Below are 17,796 nucleotides of genomic sequence, written 5' to 3'. Positions count from 1 at the left end.
TATCACCTTGCGGCAGGGCTCATCGGACCATGGCCAGCCACGGCAGCACGATCACGAGCAGCCCGGCGAAATACAGCACCCCGAAGATCAGCCCAAAGCCCCAGAACTGCCGCTTCCCGATATAGCCGCTGCCGTAATACATCGGCGCCGGCCCTGTTGCGTAAGGCGAGATCACGCCCATCAGGCCGAGCGAATACATGCAGAGCGCGGCGAGCGTCGGGACCGGCAGATCGGGGATGCCGGAGCCGACTGCGAGCACCACCGGCAGGACGGCCGCCGCATGCGAGGTTATGCTCGAGAAGAAATAGTGGATCCAGAAGAACAGCGCGACCAGGAGGATCATCGCGGTCGACGGTGAAAGCCCTGAGAGCGGTTTGGCGAATTCGTTGGCGAACCATTTGATGAAGCCGATCTCGTTCAGTCCCGAAGCCAGAGTCAGCAGCGACGTGAAATAGAAGAACACCTCCCAGGCGCTCTTCTCGCTGACGATGTCGGCAAACTCGATCACGCCCGTGACCAGCATCAGCGAGATCACGATGAACACGACGGTCGTGGCATTGACGAAGTTCGAGCCGAGCACGGGCACGTGGATGTCCGGGCTCGAGCCCGCGATCCACAGGAACATCGCGAGGATGATCAGCGCCAGCATGATCCACTCGTTGCGCGACATCGGGCCCATCTCCGCGAGCTCCTTCGCAGCCCAATCGGAAATCTCCGGGCTGCGCTTCACCTCAGGCCGACAGATCGCGTAGCTGAGCAGCGGCACGAGGATCATCAGGAGAATGCCGAGCGGCGCGAAGCCGATGAACCACTGGCCCCAGCTCACATCGACGCCGACCGTCTTCTTGGCGATCGCGAGTGCGGCCGCGTTCGGCGCAAGCGCAGTGAAGAACAGCGAGCTCGTGATCGCGGTCGCCGCGAATGCGGTCCACATCACGTAGGTGCCGATCTTGCCGGCGGTCGGTCCCGGCTCGGAACCGTAGATGCGCGGGATGTTGCTGATGATGGGATAGACGATGCCGCCGCTGCGCGCGGTGTTGGATGGCGTCGCGGGTGCAAGCAGGAAGTCCGACATCGCGACCGCATAGCCGAGCCCGAGCGTGTTGGTACCAAGGCGCCGCACCAGCACCAACGCGATGCGCCGGCCAAGCTGGCTCTTGCGATAGCCGATCGAGAACACGAAGGCGCCGACGATCAGCCACACCGTGCTCTCGGCGAATCCCGCCAGCATCCAGCGCAGCGATTTGTTGGGGTCGGCATCGATATAGCCGCCGACGCCTGCGACCGTCAGCCCGATCAGGCCGACCGCGCCGACCGGCATCGATTCCAGGATCAACCCGGTGATGACGGCCGCGAACACGGCAAAATAGTGCCACTGATTGACGTTGAGACCCGCCGGAACCGGCCACAGGTAGATCGCGAGCCATACCACCAGCGGCGCGATCAGCTTCCAGCGATGCATTCTCGGTCCCTCCCGCGGCACGCGCGGGATCGTTGACCGAGCCGCTGCCGCCAAAGCCTGTTACGGCACAGATCGGCGGGCGATTCAATGCCTGTGCAAAGCGGTAAAGAACGCGTTGGCTACCTTCCCCTAAACTTGGGCTTGCGCCGCGTCAGGAACGCCTCGACGCCTTCCTTGTGATCTTCGCTGAAGCTCGCCAGCGCGAACTGGTCGACATCCATGTGGCTGGCGAGATCGTCCAGCGCGTGCGCGAGCCGGTTGACGGTCAGCTTGGTCATGGCGACCGAGAGCGGCGGCTGCGCGGCCACCTTGCGGGCCAACTCCATGGCGGCATCGAAGGCGTAGCCGGGGTCGACGACCTGCTCGACCAGGCCCCATTGATAGGCTTCGTCAGCGGAGATGCGCTCGTCGGCCAGGATCACCGCCTGCTTGGTGCGGGCCGGTCCGATCAGATGCAGCATGCGCGGGATGCTCTGCCAGCTCATGTTCATGCCGAGCCCGATCTCGGGCACACGCAGATGCGCATCGCTGCCCATGACGCGGAAATCGAGCGCGACCGCGAGCGCCACGCCACCTCCGACGCAAAAGCCTTCGATCGCCGCAATCGTGATCTGCTCCATCTCCTGCCAGGCCCGCGTCAGGCGCGGCCCGAGCTTGAGGTGCCGCCGCAGTGCGCCGAGATCCATCTCCTTGCGCGAGCGCCCTTCGTCATCCTTCAGGTCGAAGCCGGCGCTGAACGCGCCTGAATTGCCGGTCAGCACAACGACAGATGTCGCCGCGTCGTCCTCGAAGGAGCGCGCCGCCGCGGTGAGCTGGCGCAGCGCCTCCGGCGACAACGCATTGATGCCGTCATGACGGTCGAACCGCACCACCGCGATCCGCCCCTCGGGCCCAAGGCCCTTCTCGATCTTGACGAAGTCTTTCATGGGGCGTCTCCAAGCTGATTTTGTCTGATCGTAGCGTACAAAAGGCGTCACGAATACGTGGCTGGGTTGCGTTGCAACGAACCCTCGACAGGCAGGGACGGATTCGCTTAATCTTTCGCCATGAGCCACGATCACGACCACCATCATCACCACGACGGCGATCATTCTGAATTGTCGGAGACCGAGCTGCGCGTGCGCGCGCTCGAGACGATTCTGACCGAAAAAGGCTATGTCGAGCCGGCCGCGCTCGACGCCATCATCCAGGCCTACGAAACCAAGATCGGTCCGCATAATGGCGCGCGCGTCGTCGCCAAGGCCTGGACCGATCCGGCGTTCAAGCAGGCGCTGCTGGAGGACGGCAGCAAGGCCATCGGCACGCTCGGCCATGTCAGCCGCGTCGGCGACCATCTCGTCGTGGTCGAGAACACGCCGCAGCGGCACAACATGGTCGTGTGCACGCTGTGCTCCTGCTACCCTTGGGAGATGCTCGGGCTGCCGCCGGTCTGGTACAAGGCCTCGCCCTACCGCTCGCGCGCGGTCAAGGACCCGCGCGGCGTGCTTGCCGATTTCGACGTGACGCTGCCGAAGGACATGGAAATCCGGGTCTGGGATTCCACTGCAGAGACGCGCTTCCTGGTGCTGCCGATGCGCCCCGCAGGCACGGAGGGCTGGAGCGAGGAGCAACTCGCCGACCTCGTTACGCGCGACTCGATAATCGGTACCGGCTTTCCCAAGACGCCCGGAGCGCCGTCGTGAACGGCGTCCACGACATGGGCGGCATGGACGGGTTCGGCAAGGTCGAGCCCGAGCCGAACGAGCCGATGTTCCACGAGGAGTGGGAGTCCCGCGTGCTGGCGATGGTGCGTGCGATGGGCGCGGCCGGTGCGTTCAACATCGACACCTCGCGCTTCTATCGCGAGACGCTGCCGCCGCACGTCTACCTCTCGAGCTCCTATTACAAAAAGTGGTTCCTCGGGCTCGAGGAGATGCTGATCGAGAAGGGCTACCTCACCCGCGACGAAGTCGCCGCCGGCCATGCGACGACGCCCGGCAAGGTGCTCAAGCACGGCAAGTTCGACCTCTCCAATGTCGAGCGCATCATGGTGCGCGGCAAGTTTGCCCGCCCTGCCACGGCAACGGCCAGGTTCAACATCGGCGACCGCGTTCGCGCCAAGAACATCCATCCAACGACGCACACGCGGCTGCCGCGCTATGTGCGCGGCCATGTCGGTGTGGTCGAGCTGAACCATGGCTGCCACGTGTTTCCGGATTCGGCGGCGATGGAGCTCGGCGAGAATCCGCAATGGCTTTATACGGTCGTGTTCGAAGGCCGCGATCTCTGGGGCGCGGATGGCGATCCGACCCTGAAGGTCTCGATCGACGCGTTCGAGCCCTACCTGGATCCGGCGTGATGAGCAGCAAGGCGGCTGCCGCGACGGCAGCCATTCCGAGCATTCCGCGCGATGACGACGGCCCGGTGTTCCGCGCTCCCTGGGAGGCGCACGCCTTCGCGATGGCGCTGACGCTGCACGATCGCGGCGTGTTCACCTGGCCGGAGTGGGCCGCGGCCCTGGCCTCCGAGATCAAGCGCGCGCAGGCCGCGGGCGATCCTGACACGGGTGAGACCTACTATTTGCACTGGCTCGCCACCTTGGAGGGCCTCGTGGCAAGCAAGGGCGTTACCTCAACGGAAACGCTGCATCGCTATCGCGACGCCTGGGACCACGCGGCGGATCGGACTCCGCACGGCAAGCTGATTGAGCTGCGGGACGAGGATTTTCGGTAAGCTCGCGCCCCACCCGTCATTGCGAGCGAAGCGAAGCAATCCAGAGTCTTTCCGCGGTGAAGATTCTGGATTGCTTCGTCGCTGCGCTCCTCGCAATGACGGCCGAACTACCTCGCCGCCACAAACTCGCGCCATCCCTTCGCCCGCAGACTGCATGCCGGGCACTCCCCGCAGCCATAGCCCCAATCGTACTGCGCGCCGCGTTCGCCGAGATAACAGGTGTGCGACTGCTCGCGGATGAGATCGACGAGGCCGTCGCCGCCGAGATCCTGCGCCAGCTTCCACGTCGCGGCCTTGTCGATCCACATCAGCGGCGTGTGCAGCTCGAAGGCTCTCGCCATGCCGAGCGAGAGCGCGGCCTGCATGGCGCGGATGGTGTCGTCGCGGCAGTCGGGATAGCCGGAATAGTCGGTTTCGCACATGCCGCCGACAACGTGCGTGATACCGCGCCGGTAGGCCAGCGCCGCGGCAAAAGTCAGGAACACCAGATTGCGGCCGGGCACGAACGTGTTCGGCAGGCCGTCGGCCCCCATTGCGATCGCGACGTCACGCGTCAGCGCGGTCTCGGAGACAGCGGCCAGCGTCGGGATCGACAGCGTATGGCTTTCGCCGAGTTTTGCGGCCCAGTCGGCGCGCAGGCCCTTGATGCCCTCGAACAGCCGGTCACGGCAATCGAGCTCGACGGCGTGGCGCTGGCCGTATTCGAAGCCCAGCGTTTCCACGCGCGCGAAGCGGCTGAGCGCCCAGGCGAGGCATGTGGTGGAATCCTGGCCGCCGGAAAACAGCACCAGCGCGGTTTGTGATGAAAATGCGTCGCTCATGGCCCGCGCTTTAGCATTGCGGAGCGTATCAGCCAATCGGTGGAAATCGGCCTGTTCCGCATGCCGGCGCTGGGATCGGCGGCCCGCTTTTGGCATAAGGTTTTGGACCCAGGAGACCGCCCCGCAATGACCCCTTCCCGCGACATTTCCCGCCTGATCGAAATCATGGCGGCGCTGCGCACGCCGGTGACCGGCTGCCCCTGGGACCTCGAGCAGAATTTTGCGACCATCGCGCCCTACACGATCGAGGAAGCCCATGAGGTGGTCGACGCGATCGACCGCGGCGATCTCGACGATCTCCGTGAGGAGCTCGGCGACCTCCTGTTGCAGGTGGTGTTCCACGCCCAGATGGCATCGGAGCAGAACGCCTTTGCCTTTGGAGATGTCGTCGAGGCCATCACGCGAAAAATGATCCGGCGTCATCCCCACGTCTTCGCCGACAAGGAGGGCAATCTCGCCTCGTCCCACGTCAAGGAAGTCTGGGACCGCATCAAGGCCGAGGAGAAAGCCGAGCGCGCCGCGCGCCGGCCGCCGGAGGCAACGCCGCCGCACAAATCGCTGCTGTCGGGCGTGAAAGCCGGCCAGCCCGCGCTGACCCGCGCCATGGAGCTGCAGCGCAAGGCCTCCACCGTCGGCTTCGACTGGAACGATCCGCGCGCAGTCCTGCAAAAAATCCGCGAGGAAGCCGACGAGATCGAGGCGGCGCTGGATCGCAACGACAAGCAGGAGATCGCGGAAGAGACCGGCGACCTGATGTTCGCGCTGGTCAACCTCGCCCGCCATGTCGACGCCGATCCGGAGGCCGCGCTGCGCGGGACCAACGCGAAGTTCGAGCGGCGCTTTGCCTATATCGAACGCGCACTGGAGGCGCGGGGGTGCACGCTGGAGCAGGCATCGCTCGCGGAGATGGACGCGCTGTGGAACGAGGCGAAGACGGCTAATTGATCCAAGGACGCGTCATGGATATCAGGCAGGACGATCCGAAGGCGCCACATGTCGCCGATCTGTTGGCACATCACCTCGCAGAGCTACAGAGCGTGATGGGCGAGCATGCGCAGGCGCTCGACGCGAGCGGGCTTTCGGACTCGGCCGTGACGTTCTGGACTGTCTGGCAGGACGATGCGCTGGTCGGATTTGGCGCTCTCAAGCAACTTGACGACACGCATGCGGAGGTGAAATCGATGCGCGCTGCGCCTGCCGCGCGCGGGACCGGAGTTGGCCGTGCCATCCTCCACCACCTCATCGCTGAAGCCCGTAAACGTGGCTACGCGCGTCTCAGCCTGGAAACCGGGACCGCGCCGCTGCATGTTCCGGCCGTCGCGCTCTACCGCAGCGCCGGGTTCGTCTCTTGTGCGCCGTTTGCCGACTATCGTGCGAGCCCGCACAACCAGTTCATGAGCCTCGACCTCGCCAAGTGATCCGGGCGACCAAGCTCGGGCTTACGCCGACAGACGCGGCACCGCATCGAACCGGTTCACGACGATATCCCGCTTGGTCTCGTCCACCCGCACGGTCATGTCGAAGCGGCCGTCGTGCAACTCTTTTGCCAGCACCTCGGAATTGCGGTGCAGCCAGGAGATGCCGGCGCCGTCGGCGGCGTCGATGGAGAGGTCGAGCGTGGTGCGCTTGGCGGCGAGCCGCTCCTCGATCGCGCGGAGGAGCGCGTCGATCCCCTCACCCGACACGGCCGACACCAGCATCGCCGGATGATCCTCGGGCCGACGGGCGGCGATGTTCAGCAGCTCTTCGCGCTGTTCGGAATCGTAACGGTCGATCTTGTTCCAGACCTCGATGATACGGCCTGAATCATCGGGATTGATACCGAGCTGGCGCAGCACCGCGTCGACATCGCTCTGCTGCGCCTCGGCATCCTCATGCGAGATGTCGCGCACATGCAGGATGACGTCGGCCTCGAGCACCTCTTCCAGCGTGGCGCGGAAGGCCGCGACGAGCTGCGTCGGCAGGTTGGAGATGAAGCCAACGGTGTCCGACAACATCGCCTTGCCGCCATGCGGCAGCGTCAGCGCGCGCAAGGTGGGATCGAGGGTTGCGAACAGCATGTCGGCGGCCTGCACGTCGGCGCGGGTCAGGCGGTTGAACAACGTCGATTTGCCGGCATTGGTGTAGCCGACCAGCGCGACGACGCGGTACGGCACACGCTGGCGGCCGGCGCGGTGCAGCCGTCGCGTCGCCTGCACCTTCTTCAGCTCGCCTTCCAGCTTGGAGATGCGTTCCTGGATCAGGCGGCGGTCGGCTTCGATCTGCGTCTCGCCCGGACCGCCCATGAATCCGAAACCGCCGCGCTGGCGCTCGAGATGGGTCCAGGAGCGCACCAGGCGCGAGCGCTGGTAGTTGAGATGGGCGAGCTCGACCTGAAGCGAGCCTTCCTTGGTCTTGGCACGGCGGCCGAAGATTTCGAGAATGAGCCCGGTGCGATCGAGCACCTTGGCATGCAGCTCCTTCTCGAGATTGCGCTGCTGGATCGGCGCCAGCGCGCAATCCATCACCACGAGCTCGGCATCGAGGCTCTTGGCCAGCGCGGCGATCTCCTCGACCTTGCCCTTGCCGATATAAGTCGCGGGCCTGATCTGGCTGATCGGCGCGATGATGGCGTCGGCAATGACGAGATCGATCGCGCGCGCAAGGCCGGCGGCTTCGTCGAGCCGGGCCTCGGCGTCGCGTTGGACATGACTGGAAGAGACATGGCTTTCCGATTGCGCGTCGGCATTGCCTGCACGCGCTCGCAAATAGGGGCCGATGACCAGCACCCGCCCCGTCTGCTTAGCCCCTGCCGCCCGCGGACGGTCGGCATCCCCGTCGAAATTCCGGGGTTCCAATCAGATCACTCTCAAGCCGGCTGATCCTCGCCGCCTTCGAACAGCTGGATCGGAGCGCCCGGCATGATGGTCGAGATCGCATGCTTGTAGACGAGCTGCGAATGACCGTCGCGCCGAAGCAGCAAACAGAAATTGTCGAACCAGGTCACGATGCCCTGGAGCTTAACTCCGTTGACCAGAAAGATCGTCAGTGGCGTTTTGGTTTTGCGAACGTGATTGAGGAAGGTGTCCTGTAGGTTTTGTGCGCGGTCTGCCGCCATTGTTTTTTTCTCGCTTTGAGTTTCTTTTTATTGCGCCGGTTGTGACCCTGTTTTCGAAATTGAGGCCTTCTTCCGGTTGCCGCTCCTCATGAGATCCCCCTCGGAGGAACAGCAGGTCGATTAGAGGGCAGGACGGCTTATTAGGCAAGCTGCTTCACGCGGCAGGCCATGCGGATTTGCCCCGAAAAACTACGGAAATAGATGATTTTCCTCGGGTATCCCCGATGTCCGGCCGCGGCGTCGGGCGTTAGCCGACGCCGAGCGCCTTCAACTTCCGGTGCAGCGCCGAACGTTCCATGCCAACAAACTCGGCCGTGCGAGAAATATTTCCTGAAAAACGGCTGATCTGGGCAATCAAATAGTCGCGCTCGAACACTTCGCGGGCCTCGCGCAGCGGCAAGCCCATGATGTGCTCGCCGTTGTTGCTGGTCGGCATCGCCGGCACCATCGAGCCGACATCCTGCGGCAGCATGTCGGCGGTGATGATCACCTCCGGTCCGCCGGCGGCCAGAATCATGACTCTCTCAACGTTGTTGCGGAGCTGGCGCACATTGCCGGGCCAGACATGCGATTGCAGCACCGCCATCGCGTCCTGCCCGATCTGGCGCTTGGGCAGGCCGCTGCCGGCCGAGATCTGTTCCATGAAATAGTCGATCAGCTCCGGAATGTCCTCGCGCCGCTCCGACAGCGCGGGCACGCGGATCGGCACCACCGAAAGCCGATGATAGAGGTCCTCGCGGAAATGGCCGGCCGCGATCTCCTCTTCGAGGTTGCGCGCGGTCGACGAGATGATGCGGACATCGACCTGCACCTTGGCGGTGCCGCCGACGCGCTGGAACGACTGCTCGACCAACACGCGCAGGATCTTGTTCTGGGTCTCGCGCGGCATGTCCGCGATCTCGTCGATGAACAGCGTGCCGCCGTGGGCTTCCTCGAGCGCGCCCGGCTTGCGCGCATGTTCGCCATTGGACTGCTCGATGCCGAACAGCTCATGCTCCATGCGCTCGGGTGTGATCGCGGCAGCGTTGATTACGACGAACGGACCGTCGGCGCGGCCCGAGGCCGTATGCAGCGTGCGTGCGGTCAGCTCCTTGCCGGCGCCCGCAGGGCCGACGATCAGGATGCGGCTGTTGGCCTTTGCCGCGCGCTCGATGGTCTGGCGCAGCTGGTTCATGCTCGGCGAGCGGCCGACCAGCTGGCTCGCGCTCGGCGCAAGCTGTTTCAGCTCCTTCACCTCGCGCTTGAGCCGCGAGTTTTCCAGTGCCCGGTTGGCGACCAGGATAAGGCGATCGGCCTTGAACGGCTTCTCGATGAAATCATAAGCGCCGCGCTTGATCGCGGCGACCGCGGTCTCGATGTTGCCGTGGCCGGAGATCATCACCACCGGCAGATCGGCATTGTCCTTCTTGACCTGCTCCAGCAGCTGCAAGCCGTCGAGCTTGGACCCCTGCAGCCAGATGTCGAGGAATACCAGATGCGGCCTGCGATTGGCGATTTCGGCCAAGGCCGAGTCACTGTCGCGCGCCGTTCGCGTGACAAATCCCTCATCCTCGAGGATGCCCGCAACGAGATCCCGAATATCGGCCTCATCATCGACAATCAGAATTTCACTAGCCATGGGTCGCGCCTGTCTTGTCAGTTGCCTGTTGAGGCTTCGATTCTCGTTGAATCATTGGTCTTTTCAGCGGGCTCTTTGGTTTCGCCCGCCGGCTCTTTTGTTTCTCGCGCCGTGACGGAATCCGCATTCGCCGCCTTGATGTCGGGAGTGGTCGTGTCCTTGGCCGCAGCCTCGGCTGCTTCCTTCACCGGTTCCTTGACGGCCGGCGCGTGCTCGGCGCCCTCGGTCTTCTTGGCTTCGCCGGAGATCGCAAAGCGCATCCGCATCCAGGCGCCGCGCTGGCCTTCGCGGAAATCGGACGCGTCCTTCAGCTCGATGCGGCCGCCATGGTCTTCCAGCACGCGGCCGACGATGGCAAGGCCAAGGCCGGTGCCCTTGGCGCGCGTCGTCACATAGGGTTCGAGCAGCCGCGAGCGCGCGACCTTGGGCAGGCCGATGCCGTTGTCGATCACGTCGATCAGCACGTCCTCGCCCTCGCGCGACACCACGACGTCGATGCGGCCTTTTCCGTTTTCCTGGCCGAGCTCTTCCGGCGGGACCTGCTCAATCGCCTCGGTGGCGTTCTTGACGATGTTGGTGACCGCCTGCGAGATCAGCCGCCGATCGAACTGGGCGCGCAGCGGATCGTTCCTGAACTCGGCCTCGATATCGATCTCGGGATGGGCGACCTTCATCAGGAACACCGCCTGCCGCACGGTGTCGGCGACGTCCTCGCCTTCCATCACCGGCTTCGGCATCCGCGCAAAGCGCGAGAACTCGTCGACCATGCGCCTGATGTCGTCGACCTGGCGCACGATGGTGTCGGTGCACTGCTCGAAGATCTGCTTGTCCTTGGCCTCGGTGATGTCCTTGCCGAACTTGCGGCGGATGCGCTCGGCGGAGAGCTGGATCGGCGTCAGCGGATTCTTGATCTCGTGGGCGATGCGGCGCGCGACGTCGCCCCAGGCGGAGGTGCGCTGCGCCGACACCAGCTCGGTGATGTCGTCGAGCGTGATGATGTAGCTGTCGTGCGGCTGGTTCTTCTCCGCGCTGACGCGCACTGAAAGATTCCGCTCGGTGCCGTCGCGCGTGATCGTGATCTGGCCCTGCACCAGGCGCTGGGTCCCTTCCCGCGACGTCTTCATCATCTCGTCGAGCTCGGGCAGCACGTCGGAGAGCGGATGACCGAGCGTCTCGGCCTCGGAATGCCCGATCAGCTTCTCGGCGGAGCGGTTGAGGATGCCGACGCTGCCCGAGCTATCGACGCCGATGATGCCGGCGCTCGCGGAGGACAGCACGGCCTCGATGAAACGGCGGCGGCTGTCGATGAGATCGCTGGCGTTGACGAGTTCGTCGCGCTGGCTGCGCAATTCCTGCGTCATCTTGTTGAAGGTCTCGCCGAGGTGGGCGAGATCGCCTTCGGATTTGTGCACCGGCACCTGGACGTGCAGATCGCCTGTCGAGACGGTATAGGCCGCGTTCATCAACCGCCTGATCGGCGCGACCAGCGAGTTTGCGAAGTTGAGCCCGATCAGCACCGAGGCCATCAGAATGGTCAGCGCGATCACCGCGAACATCAGCGCGAACGCGACCTGGATGCCAAGCTTGCGCGACTCGATCTGCGCGTATTCGGCGACGCTCAGTTCGGTCTGCTTGAGCTGGGCGACGACCCTTGGATCAAGCGGGCGAGCGACGTAGAGGAAGGTATTGGTAAAGCCCCTGAGCCTGATCACGGCGGCCACAAGATTTTGATCGGGCAAGACCGCGATCTCGGGCTCATTCTCGTTGACGTTCTGAAGAAATTCCGGCGCAGGCGGCGCGAAGGCGAGCGGGACGCCTCCGGTCTCTGCCGATAGGATCGGATTGGCGTCCTTGCCCATAAGCATGGCGCCCGGGAGGTTGCGTGCCGCTGCGCTCGAGGTCAAAAGCTGCAGGAACGACTGCCGATCCTGGTCAAACAGCAGCGGAACGCGCGAGACGTCGTTGGCCATGCCGAGAATGTCGCCGCGAATGACCTGCGCGTGTTCCTGTACATAGGCGCGCGCGATGATCAGCGAATTCTGGATGACCTCCTTGGTCGGTCCCGAGAACAACCGGTCGAGGCCGCGCTCGATCGTGACATTGGCGACGACGGAAACAAGCACCGCCGGCAGCACGGCAACGATCGAGAACAGGCTGACAATCTGGACGTGCAGCCGCGCCGCTGCCCGCCCCCGCCGGCGGGCCTGGATCATCTGCCCGACCTCGCGGACGATGATCCCGATCAAGAGCAGGATGGTGCCTGCATTGATCGCCAAGAAGACGCTGACGACCTCCCGGGTCGGCTCGATGCTGGTCAGGCCGGTCAGGACCAGGAAGGTCAGAAGCGCCGACAGCAGCGCCAGAGCGACGGCGAACGGACCCAACCAGCGCCACACCGACCAATGCCGGGGCTCTTCCGCTGGGGCCGTGTCAAAGGATGCGGCCGAGGTGTCTGCGCTGGTCATTCCGACAATGGGGTGCTGAAAAGGGGTCCGCCATGGGCGGCGGGTACTGATGTATTCGTACCACATTGTTGCCGAATTGCGACAATTCCGCGGCGCCCCCGCCGCGACGGACGGGCGCATCCACAGGGATGGCGGCCGTTTGCCGATGCTCGGAACAGAATCCGGCCATCCCGGCTTGACCCGGCATGGACAGATTCTTTCTCGCGATCATGGTATCGGCCGTTCTGCTGCTGATCGTGGCCTCTGATCTCTTGGTCAACGGCCCCAGCAGGCAGGACCAGACCGCGCAGATGGCCAACATCGAGCCGGTCGCGGCGCGCCTGATCAGGTAGGTGCGACGCTGCGCTCTGTGCCCGAATGACGAATTCGAGCATTCCAGCGGAACATTTCGGCCTGATTCGGACTTCTGCTCACCGCGTCAGCCGTTCAGGCCAGCGCGATTCGGACAGGCTCAGCTCGCCTTTGGTAGGGGAGCTGAGCCACCTCTGCGCAAACGAGCGTTTGCCGCGGGGACTAGCCCCCGCTCCGATACACCTGGATGTCGAGATCCCGGATCTTCTTCCGCAGCGTGTTGCGGTTGAGGCCGAGGAGATCCGCCGCGCGGATCTGGTTGCCGCGGGTGGCGGCGAGCGCGGCCGTGAGCAGGGGCACCTCGATCTCCTTGAGAATGCGATGATAGAGGCCCGGCGGCGGCACGCCGTTCGGGAAGCCCTGGAAGTGCGATGAGAGATAGGCCTCGACCGCGCCACCGAGATTGTCGACGCCCTGCTGGACCGCAGCGCCCGGGCTGACCGAGGGCGGCGCGAGTTCGCCGTCGATGACGGAGGCCGTGATCACATCCTGCGGATAGAGCGCGGCGAGACGCCGGGCGAGGTTTTCCAGCTCGCGCACGTTGCCGGGCCAGCGGTGCTGCTTCAGCCGCTCCAGCGCCAGCGAATCGAGCTTCTTCGGCGGCAGGCCGTCCTTCTCGGCCAGTGCGAAGAAGTGACGGATGAGATCCGGCAAGTCCTCGATACGTTCGCGCAAGGGAGGCAGGCGCAGCGGCACGACGTTGAGGCGGAAGAACAGATCCTCGCGGAACAGACCCTGCTGGATCAGAACGCGCAGATCCTTGTTGGAGGCCGCGACGATGCGCACGTCGGTCTTGATCGGCGTGCGGCCACCGACGGTGGTGTATTCGCCCTGCTGCAGCACGCGCAGCAGGCGGGTCTGCGCCTCCATCGGCATGTCGCCGATTTCGTCGAGGAACAGCGTGCCGCCCTCGGCCTGCTCGAACCGGCCGGAGGCGCGGGTGTTGGCGCCGGTGAAGGCGCCGCGCTCATGGCCGAACAATTCGGACTCGATGAGGTCGCGCGGGATCGCCGCCATGTTGACCGCGACGAACGGGCCGTTGCGGCGCTTGCCGTAATCGTGCAGCGCGCGCGCCACCAGCTCCTTGCCGGTACCGGACTCGCCCGTGATCATCACAGTGAGGTCGGTCTGCATCAGCCGCGCGAGCACGCGGTAGATTTCCTGCATCGCCGGCGAACGGCCGACCAGCGGGATCGCCTCCATCTCGGCGTCGTCGTCCGGCGTCGCGACCCGCTCCTTGGGCTCCGCGAGTGCGCGGCCGACGATGGCGATCAGCTCCTTCAGGTCGAAGGGCTTTGGCAGATATTCATAGGCGCCGCGCTCGGAGGCGCGGATCGCCGTCATGAAGGTGTTTTGCGCGCTCATGACAATGACGGGCAAATTCGGCCGCATCTTCTTGATCCGCGGCAGCAGGTCGAAGGCGTTTTCGTCCGGCATCACCACGTCGGTGATGACCAGATCGCCCTCCCCCTGGCTGACCCAGCGCCACAGCGTCGCGGCATTGCCGGTCAGCCTGACTTCATACCCGGCCCGGGAAAGCGCCTGGTTGAGAACCGTGCGGATGGCGGTGTCGTCATCAGCTACGAGAATGCTACCTGCGGGCATTGTTAATCCTCATTTTGCCCCCTGTGATGCAGACGACGACTTCCCGGCGGAGCCGTCGCGACTGCTGTGATCGGTTGTCTTGGCCGATGTCGAGTACATCGGCATCAACACACGGAAGGTGGTTTTCCGCGGCTGAGACTCGCATTCGATGATGCCCCCGTGATCGCCGACGATCTTGGCGACCAGGGCGAGACCGAGGCCAGAGCCGGTCTGCTTGGTGGTCACGAAGGGATCGAACAGGTTGGGCAGAAGATCGTCCGGCACGCCTGGTCCATTGTCCCTCACGCAGAATTCAAGCGGCAGGGATACCCGGGATTTTTGACCGGGGACTGACAGGCGCACGCCGGGGCGGAACGCGGTGGTGAGCTGGATCTCTGCGTCGGAGACATCGATCAGCGCTTCGGCGGCATTCTTCACCAGATTGAGGAACACCTGGATCAGCTGGTCCTGGTTGGCGAGCACCGGCGGCAGCGACGGATCGTAGTCCTCGATGAAGCGGATGTTGCGGGCAAAGCCCGACTGCGCCAGCCGCTTCACGTGGTCGAGCACCGAATGGATGTTGACGGGGCCGCGCACCACGGGCCGCTCGTCGCCGAACACTTCCATGCGGTCGACCAGCGTCACGATGCGGTCGGCCTCATCGCAGATCAGCCGTGTCAGCATGCGGTCTTCGGAGGACGCTTGCTGTTCCAGCAGCTGTGCCGCGCCGCGGATGCCGGAGAGCGGGTTCTTGATCTCGTGCGCGAGCATCGCGGCCAGCGCGATCACCGAGCGCGCAGCGCTCCGGTGGGTCAGCTGCCGGTCCATCTTGTCGGCGATGGAGCGCTCCTGGAGCATCACCACGATATGGCCGGGCCGCTCGGTGAGCGGCGCGACATGCAGATCGACCTGGCGATCTCCGCCCATGCGCGGTGTGCCGAGATCGACCTTGTATTCGTTGACCGGAGAGTTCGACGAGCGCACCTGGTCGATCAGCGCCAGCAAGGGACTGCCGAACGGCACCAGCTCCTTCAGCGATTGCCGCTTCAGGAACTGCGTCGAGATATCGAAGAACGCTTCGGTCGCGATATTGGCGGCGACGATCTTGCCGTCCGGCCCGATCATCAGCACGGGATTGGGCAAGGCATCCAGGATCGCGTCGCTCTCGGACGGAAGCGGCCGGCGATGCTCAGCGGCTGTGGTCATGCAGCAGCGCTCCATGCGAAATCGTCAAAGGCATCCTGCAGCGACTGGTGGACGAGGCCCGGATGCTCGGACGTGAGGATCTTCTGGCGCCAGGCTTTCAGCGTCTCGACCGGCGCGCCGCTCGCATCGGCGGCAACATCGAGCGCCCAGCCGAGATGTTTTCGCGCATGCTTGAGGCCCACGCGCAGGCCATAGAGTGCGCAGACACCCTCATAGAGCGTGCGAACATAATGCAGTTGCGTGGCGAGCGAGGGCGTTGCTTCCGCCGCCCCGCCGTTCAGGCGTCGGCCGATCTCGCCGGGCAGCCAGGGCTGGCCCTGGGCGCCGCGGCCGATCATCACGGCGTCGGCGCCGGAGGCCTCGAGCGCCGCGAGCGCCTTATCGAAAGTGGTGATATCGCCGTTGACGACGAGCGGAATGGAGATGGCCTCGCGCACCGCGCGGATCGCATCCCAATCGGCCTCGCCCTTGTAGAACTGGCAGCGGGTGCGGCCATGGACGGTGACGAGCTTGATGCCGGCGGCCTCCGCGCGACGCGCGAGCTCCGGCGCGTTGCGGGTGCGGTCGTCCCAGCCGAGCCGCATCTTCAGCGTCACCGGAACCTTTACGGCGGCAATCGTCGCCTCGATCAGGCTGACGGCATGATCAAGATCGCGCATCAGGGCCGAGCCGGATTGGCCGCCGGTGACGTGGCGGGCCGGACAGCCCATGTTGATGTCAATGATGTCGGCGCCCTCGGCTTCCGCGATCCGGGCGCCCTCGGCCATCCAATGCGCCTCGCAGCCGGCGAGCTGGACGACATGCGGCCCGACACCGGTCGCTTCGCAGCGCAACCGCGACATGCGGTGACCGTTGGCGAGTTCATCGCTGGCCGTCATTTCGGAGACGACCAGACCCGCGCCAAGCTCGGCGGCAAGCCGGCGGACGGGTGAGTCCGTCACTCCCGACATCGGTGCCAGGAAGACCGGGGTGGCGATTTCAATGTCGCCTATTTTCAACGGCTTAGAGCCTGATCTTGCCGAGCCGGTCACAGGGGTCTCGTTGAGTGGACAGGGCCTCATCGCGCCTGCCATGGCCTATCTTGCGCACAATTCTTGTGCAGTCAAGCGCCATGCCTACAGTTTAGACAGTTCTGCAAATCTTTCAAGTGCAGTGCAGCAAAATGCTGAATCCCACAATCGGGGGAAACCCCCTTTTTTTGCGGGCCTGCCGTGCTAGAGGCATGCCGGCAATTCACCCCACGCCCGACGCATCCCTTAACAGCTGAATATTTGAGTCCTATGGCGAAATCACAGCGCACCGCAGTCGTTCTTGTCGCGGCCGGTCGTGGCCTGCGCGCAGGCGCCGGCGGGCCGAAGCAATATCGCGAGATCGGCGGCGTGCCGGTGATCTACCGTGCCATGGAAGCCTTCAGCACCCACGCCGACGTGTTCGCCGTGCAGCCGGTCGTGAACCCCGACGACAGCGCCATGTTCACGGCAGCGGTCGCAGGCCTGAGGCACGAGGCACCGACCAATGGCGGCGCGACGCGCCAGGCCTCGGTGCTCGCCGGTCTCGAAGCGCTCGCCAAGCACAAGCCCGACATCGTCCTGATCCACGACGCCGCGCGTCCCTTCGTCTCGGCCGGCGTGATCTCGCGCGCGATCGAATCGGCGAGCCGCACCGGTGCGGCGATCCCCGTCGTCCCCGTCACCGACACCATCAAGGTCACCAGCGCGGACGGCAATGTCGAGGACACGCCCGATCGGGCAAGCTTGCGAATCGCGCAGACGCCGCAATCCTTTCGTTTCGATGTCATCCTCGAAGCGCATCGTCGTGCGGCAAAGGACGGACGAAGCGATTTCACCGATGATGCCGCGATTGCCGAATGGGCGGGATTGACGGTTGCGACCTTTGAAGGCGATGTTGCCAATATGAAGCTCACCACCCCCGAGGATTTCGTGCGCGAGGAAGCGCGCCTGGCCAGCCTGCTCGGCGACATCAGGACCGGCACGGGCTACGACGTGCACGCCTTCGGCGAGGGCGACCACCTCATGCTGTGCGGCGTGCGCGTGCCCCACACGAAAGGATTCCTCGCCCATTCCGACGGCGATGTCGGCCTGCATGCGCTGGTCGACGCGATCCTCGGTGCATTGGCCGACGGCGACATCGGCTCGCACTTCCCGCCGAGCGATGCGAAGTGGAAGGGCGCTTCCTCCGACCAGTTCTTGAAATACGCCATCGAGCGCGTGACGGCGCGCGGCGGCCGTGTCGCCAATCTCGAAGTGACGATGATCTGCGAGCGGCCGAAGATCGGCCCCTTGCGCGACACCATGCGCGCGCGAATCGCCGAGATCTCCGGCGTCGACATCTCCCGGGTCGCGGTGAAGGCGACGACCAGCGAGCGGCTCGGCTTCACCGGCCGCGAGGAAGGCATCGCGGCGACCGCGAGCGCCACCATCCGCCTGCCGTTTAACGAGAAAACCTGGAGCGTCTAGGCC

Annotated in this window: 17 protein-coding genes; 7 read left to right on the top strand and 10 right to left on the bottom strand. The window is 64.7% G+C overall.

Features of this window, described 5'->3' with window-relative positions:
• Positions 1-19: 19 nt before the first annotated feature.
• On the bottom strand, positions 20-1,462 hold the full coding sequence (locus K3F49_RS21575; RefSeq protein WP_234682950.1) for a DASS family sodium-coupled anion symporter: 1,443 nt from the start codon (positions 1,460-1,462) through the stop codon (positions 20-22).
• Between the two features lie 119 nt (positions 1,463-1,581).
• Positions 1,582-2,388: an enoyl-CoA hydratase/isomerase family protein gene (locus tag K3F49_RS21570; protein ID WP_234682949.1), complete on the bottom strand. Its 807-nt coding sequence runs from the start codon at positions 2,386-2,388 to the stop codon at positions 1,582-1,584.
• Between the two features lie 120 nt (positions 2,389-2,508).
• Between K3F49_RS21570 and nthA the strand changes: the two genes are divergently transcribed.
• From nthA to K3F49_RS21555, 3 genes are read left to right on the top strand one after another with little or no spacing between them, the layout of a single operon-like run.
• Positions 2,509-3,144, top strand: a complete 636-nt coding sequence (gene nthA, locus K3F49_RS21565) for a nitrile hydratase subunit alpha (protein WP_234682948.1) — start codon at positions 2,509-2,511, stop codon at positions 3,142-3,144.
• Positions 3,141-3,800: a nitrile hydratase subunit beta gene (gene nthB, locus K3F49_RS21560; RefSeq protein WP_234682947.1), complete on the top strand. Its 660-nt coding sequence runs from the start codon at positions 3,141-3,143 to the stop codon at positions 3,798-3,800. The genes nthA and nthB overlap by 4 nt, the downstream gene beginning before the upstream one ends.
• Positions 3,797-4,174, top strand: a complete 378-nt coding sequence (locus tag K3F49_RS21555) for a nitrile hydratase accessory protein (RefSeq protein WP_234682946.1) — start codon at positions 3,797-3,799, stop codon at positions 4,172-4,174. Before nthB ends, K3F49_RS21555 begins: the two co-directional genes overlap by 4 nt.
• A 107-nt stretch (positions 4,175-4,281) precedes the next feature.
• Here the strand turns inward: K3F49_RS21555 and queC are convergent, their stop codons facing one another.
• On the bottom strand, positions 4,282-4,995 hold the full coding sequence (gene queC, locus K3F49_RS21550; protein ID WP_234682945.1) for a 7-cyano-7-deazaguanine synthase QueC: 714 nt from the start codon (positions 4,993-4,995) through the stop codon (positions 4,282-4,284).
• Positions 4,996-5,121: 126 nt separating this feature from the next.
• Here queC and mazG point away from each other — a divergent pair, with 126 nt between their 5' ends.
• Both mazG and K3F49_RS21540 read left to right on the top strand, forming a co-directional pair.
• Positions 5,122-5,940: a nucleoside triphosphate pyrophosphohydrolase gene (mazG, locus tag K3F49_RS21545; RefSeq protein ID WP_234682944.1), complete on the top strand. Its 819-nt coding sequence runs from the start codon at positions 5,122-5,124 to the stop codon at positions 5,938-5,940.
• A 14-nt stretch (positions 5,941-5,954) separates the two neighbouring features.
• Positions 5,955-6,413 (top strand): GNAT family N-acetyltransferase, encoded by a 459-nt coding sequence (locus K3F49_RS21540; protein WP_234682943.1) that lies wholly within the window; start codon positions 5,955-5,957, stop codon positions 6,411-6,413.
• A gap of 21 nt (positions 6,414-6,434) precedes the next feature.
• Here K3F49_RS21540 and hflX read toward each other — a convergent pair whose 3' ends face one another.
• The 4 genes from hflX to K3F49_RS21520 all read right to left on the bottom strand — a co-directional run bounded on the left by hflX (position 6,435) and on the right by K3F49_RS21520 (position 12,175).
• Positions 6,435-7,832 (bottom strand): GTPase HflX, encoded by a 1,398-nt coding sequence (gene hflX / locus K3F49_RS21535; RefSeq protein WP_234682942.1) that lies wholly within the window; start codon positions 7,830-7,832, stop codon positions 6,435-6,437.
• Positions 7,833-7,843: 11 nt separating this feature from the next.
• Positions 7,844-8,092: an RNA chaperone Hfq gene (gene hfq, locus K3F49_RS21530; protein WP_007591126.1), complete on the bottom strand. Its 249-nt coding sequence runs from the start codon at positions 8,090-8,092 to the stop codon at positions 7,844-7,846.
• A 247-nt stretch (positions 8,093-8,339) separates the two neighbouring features.
• Positions 8,340-9,710: a nitrogen assimilation response regulator NtrX gene (gene ntrX, locus K3F49_RS21525; protein ID WP_234682941.1), complete on the bottom strand. Its 1,371-nt coding sequence runs from the start codon at positions 9,708-9,710 to the stop codon at positions 8,340-8,342.
• A 17-nt stretch (positions 9,711-9,727) separates the two neighbouring features.
• Entirely contained in the window at positions 9,728-12,175 is a 2,448-nt protein-coding gene (locus K3F49_RS21520; RefSeq protein WP_234682940.1) for a sensor histidine kinase NtrY-like, read from the bottom strand.
• A gap of 185 nt (positions 12,176-12,360) precedes the next feature.
• On the opposite strand from K3F49_RS21520, the gene K3F49_RS21515 reads away from it, so the two are divergent.
• The gene (locus K3F49_RS21515; RefSeq protein ID WP_234682939.1) at positions 12,361-12,507 is read left to right on the top strand and encodes a hypothetical protein; all 147 of its coding nucleotides are present in this window, start codon (positions 12,361-12,363) and stop codon (positions 12,505-12,507) included.
• 181 nt (positions 12,508-12,688) lie between these two features.
• Here K3F49_RS21515 and ntrC read toward each other — a convergent pair whose 3' ends face one another.
• The 3 genes from ntrC to dusB are packed head-to-tail and all read right to left on the bottom strand — an operon-like array spanning position 12,689 to position 16,314.
• Positions 12,689-14,131 (bottom strand): nitrogen regulation protein NR(I), encoded by a 1,443-nt coding sequence (ntrC, locus tag K3F49_RS21510; RefSeq protein WP_148752259.1) that lies wholly within the window; start codon positions 14,129-14,131, stop codon positions 12,689-12,691.
• Positions 14,132-14,140: 9 nt separating this feature from the next.
• On the bottom strand, positions 14,141-15,316 hold the full coding sequence (locus K3F49_RS21505) for a two-component system sensor histidine kinase NtrB (protein WP_234682938.1): 1,176 nt from the start codon (positions 15,314-15,316) through the stop codon (positions 14,141-14,143).
• Positions 15,313-16,314, bottom strand: coding sequence for a tRNA dihydrouridine synthase DusB (gene dusB, locus K3F49_RS21500; protein WP_234682937.1), 1,002 nt, complete (start codon positions 16,312-16,314; stop codon positions 15,313-15,315). The genes K3F49_RS21505 and dusB overlap by 4 nt, the downstream gene beginning before the upstream one ends.
• 282 nt (positions 16,315-16,596) lie before the next feature.
• On the opposite strand from dusB, the gene K3F49_RS21495 reads away from it, so the two are divergent.
• Positions 16,597-17,793 carry a bifunctional 2-C-methyl-D-erythritol 4-phosphate cytidylyltransferase/2-C-methyl-D-erythritol 2,4-cyclodiphosphate synthase gene (locus K3F49_RS21495; protein ID WP_234682936.1) on the top strand — a complete coding sequence of 399 codons (1,197 nt, stop codon included), beginning with the start codon at positions 16,597-16,599 and terminating at the stop codon, positions 17,791-17,793.
• The last annotated feature ends 3 nt before the right edge of the window (positions 17,794-17,796 follow it).

Origin of the sequence: Bradyrhizobium monzae, assembly GCF_021458635.1 — a bacterium.
Taxonomy (GTDB): Bacteria; Pseudomonadota; Alphaproteobacteria; order Rhizobiales; family Xanthobacteraceae; genus Bradyrhizobium.
The sequence above is the reverse complement of the archived record's forward strand: the minus strand, read 5'-3'. Positions and strand labels throughout refer to the sequence as shown.

Bases quoted from the DNA above. Each gene is read 5' to 3' on its own strand.
- K3F49_RS21520 (WP_234682940.1), bottom strand. From the start codon at position 12,175: ATGACCAGCGCAGACACCTCGGCCGCATCCTTTGACACGGCCCCAGCG.
- queC (WP_234682945.1), bottom strand. From the start codon at position 4,995: ATGAGCGACGCATTTTCATCACAAACCGCGCTGGTGCTGTTTTCCGGC.
- ntrX (WP_234682941.1), bottom strand. From the start codon at position 9,710: ATGGCTAGTGAAATTCTGATTGTCGATGATGAGGCCGATATTCGGGAT.
- nthA (WP_234682948.1), top strand. From the start codon at position 2,509: ATGAGCCACGATCACGACCACCATCATCACCACGACGGCGATCATTCT.
- K3F49_RS21495 (WP_234682936.1), top strand. From the start codon at position 16,597: ATGGCGAAATCACAGCGCACCGCAGTCGTTCTTGTCGCGGCCGGTCGT.
- ntrC (WP_148752259.1), bottom strand. From the start codon at position 14,131: ATGCCCGCAGGTAGCATTCTCGTAGCTGATGACGACACCGCCATCCGC.
- hfq (WP_007591126.1), bottom strand. From the start codon at position 8,092: ATGGCGGCAGACCGCGCACAAAACCTACAGGACACCTTCCTCAATCAC.
- K3F49_RS21505 (WP_234682938.1), bottom strand. From the start codon at position 15,316: ATGACCACAGCCGCTGAGCATCGCCGGCCGCTTCCGTCCGAGAGCGAC.
- mazG (WP_234682944.1), top strand. From the start codon at position 5,122: ATGACCCCTTCCCGCGACATTTCCCGCCTGATCGAAATCATGGCGGCG.
- K3F49_RS21570 (WP_234682949.1), bottom strand. From the start codon at position 2,388: ATGAAAGACTTCGTCAAGATCGAGAAGGGCCTTGGGCCCGAGGGGCGG.
- K3F49_RS21540 (WP_234682943.1), top strand. From the start codon at position 5,955: ATGGATATCAGGCAGGACGATCCGAAGGCGCCACATGTCGCCGATCTG.
- K3F49_RS21515 (WP_234682939.1), top strand. From the start codon at position 12,361: ATGGACAGATTCTTTCTCGCGATCATGGTATCGGCCGTTCTGCTGCTG.
- K3F49_RS21575 (WP_234682950.1), bottom strand. From the start codon at position 1,462: ATGCATCGCTGGAAGCTGATCGCGCCGCTGGTGGTATGGCTCGCGATC.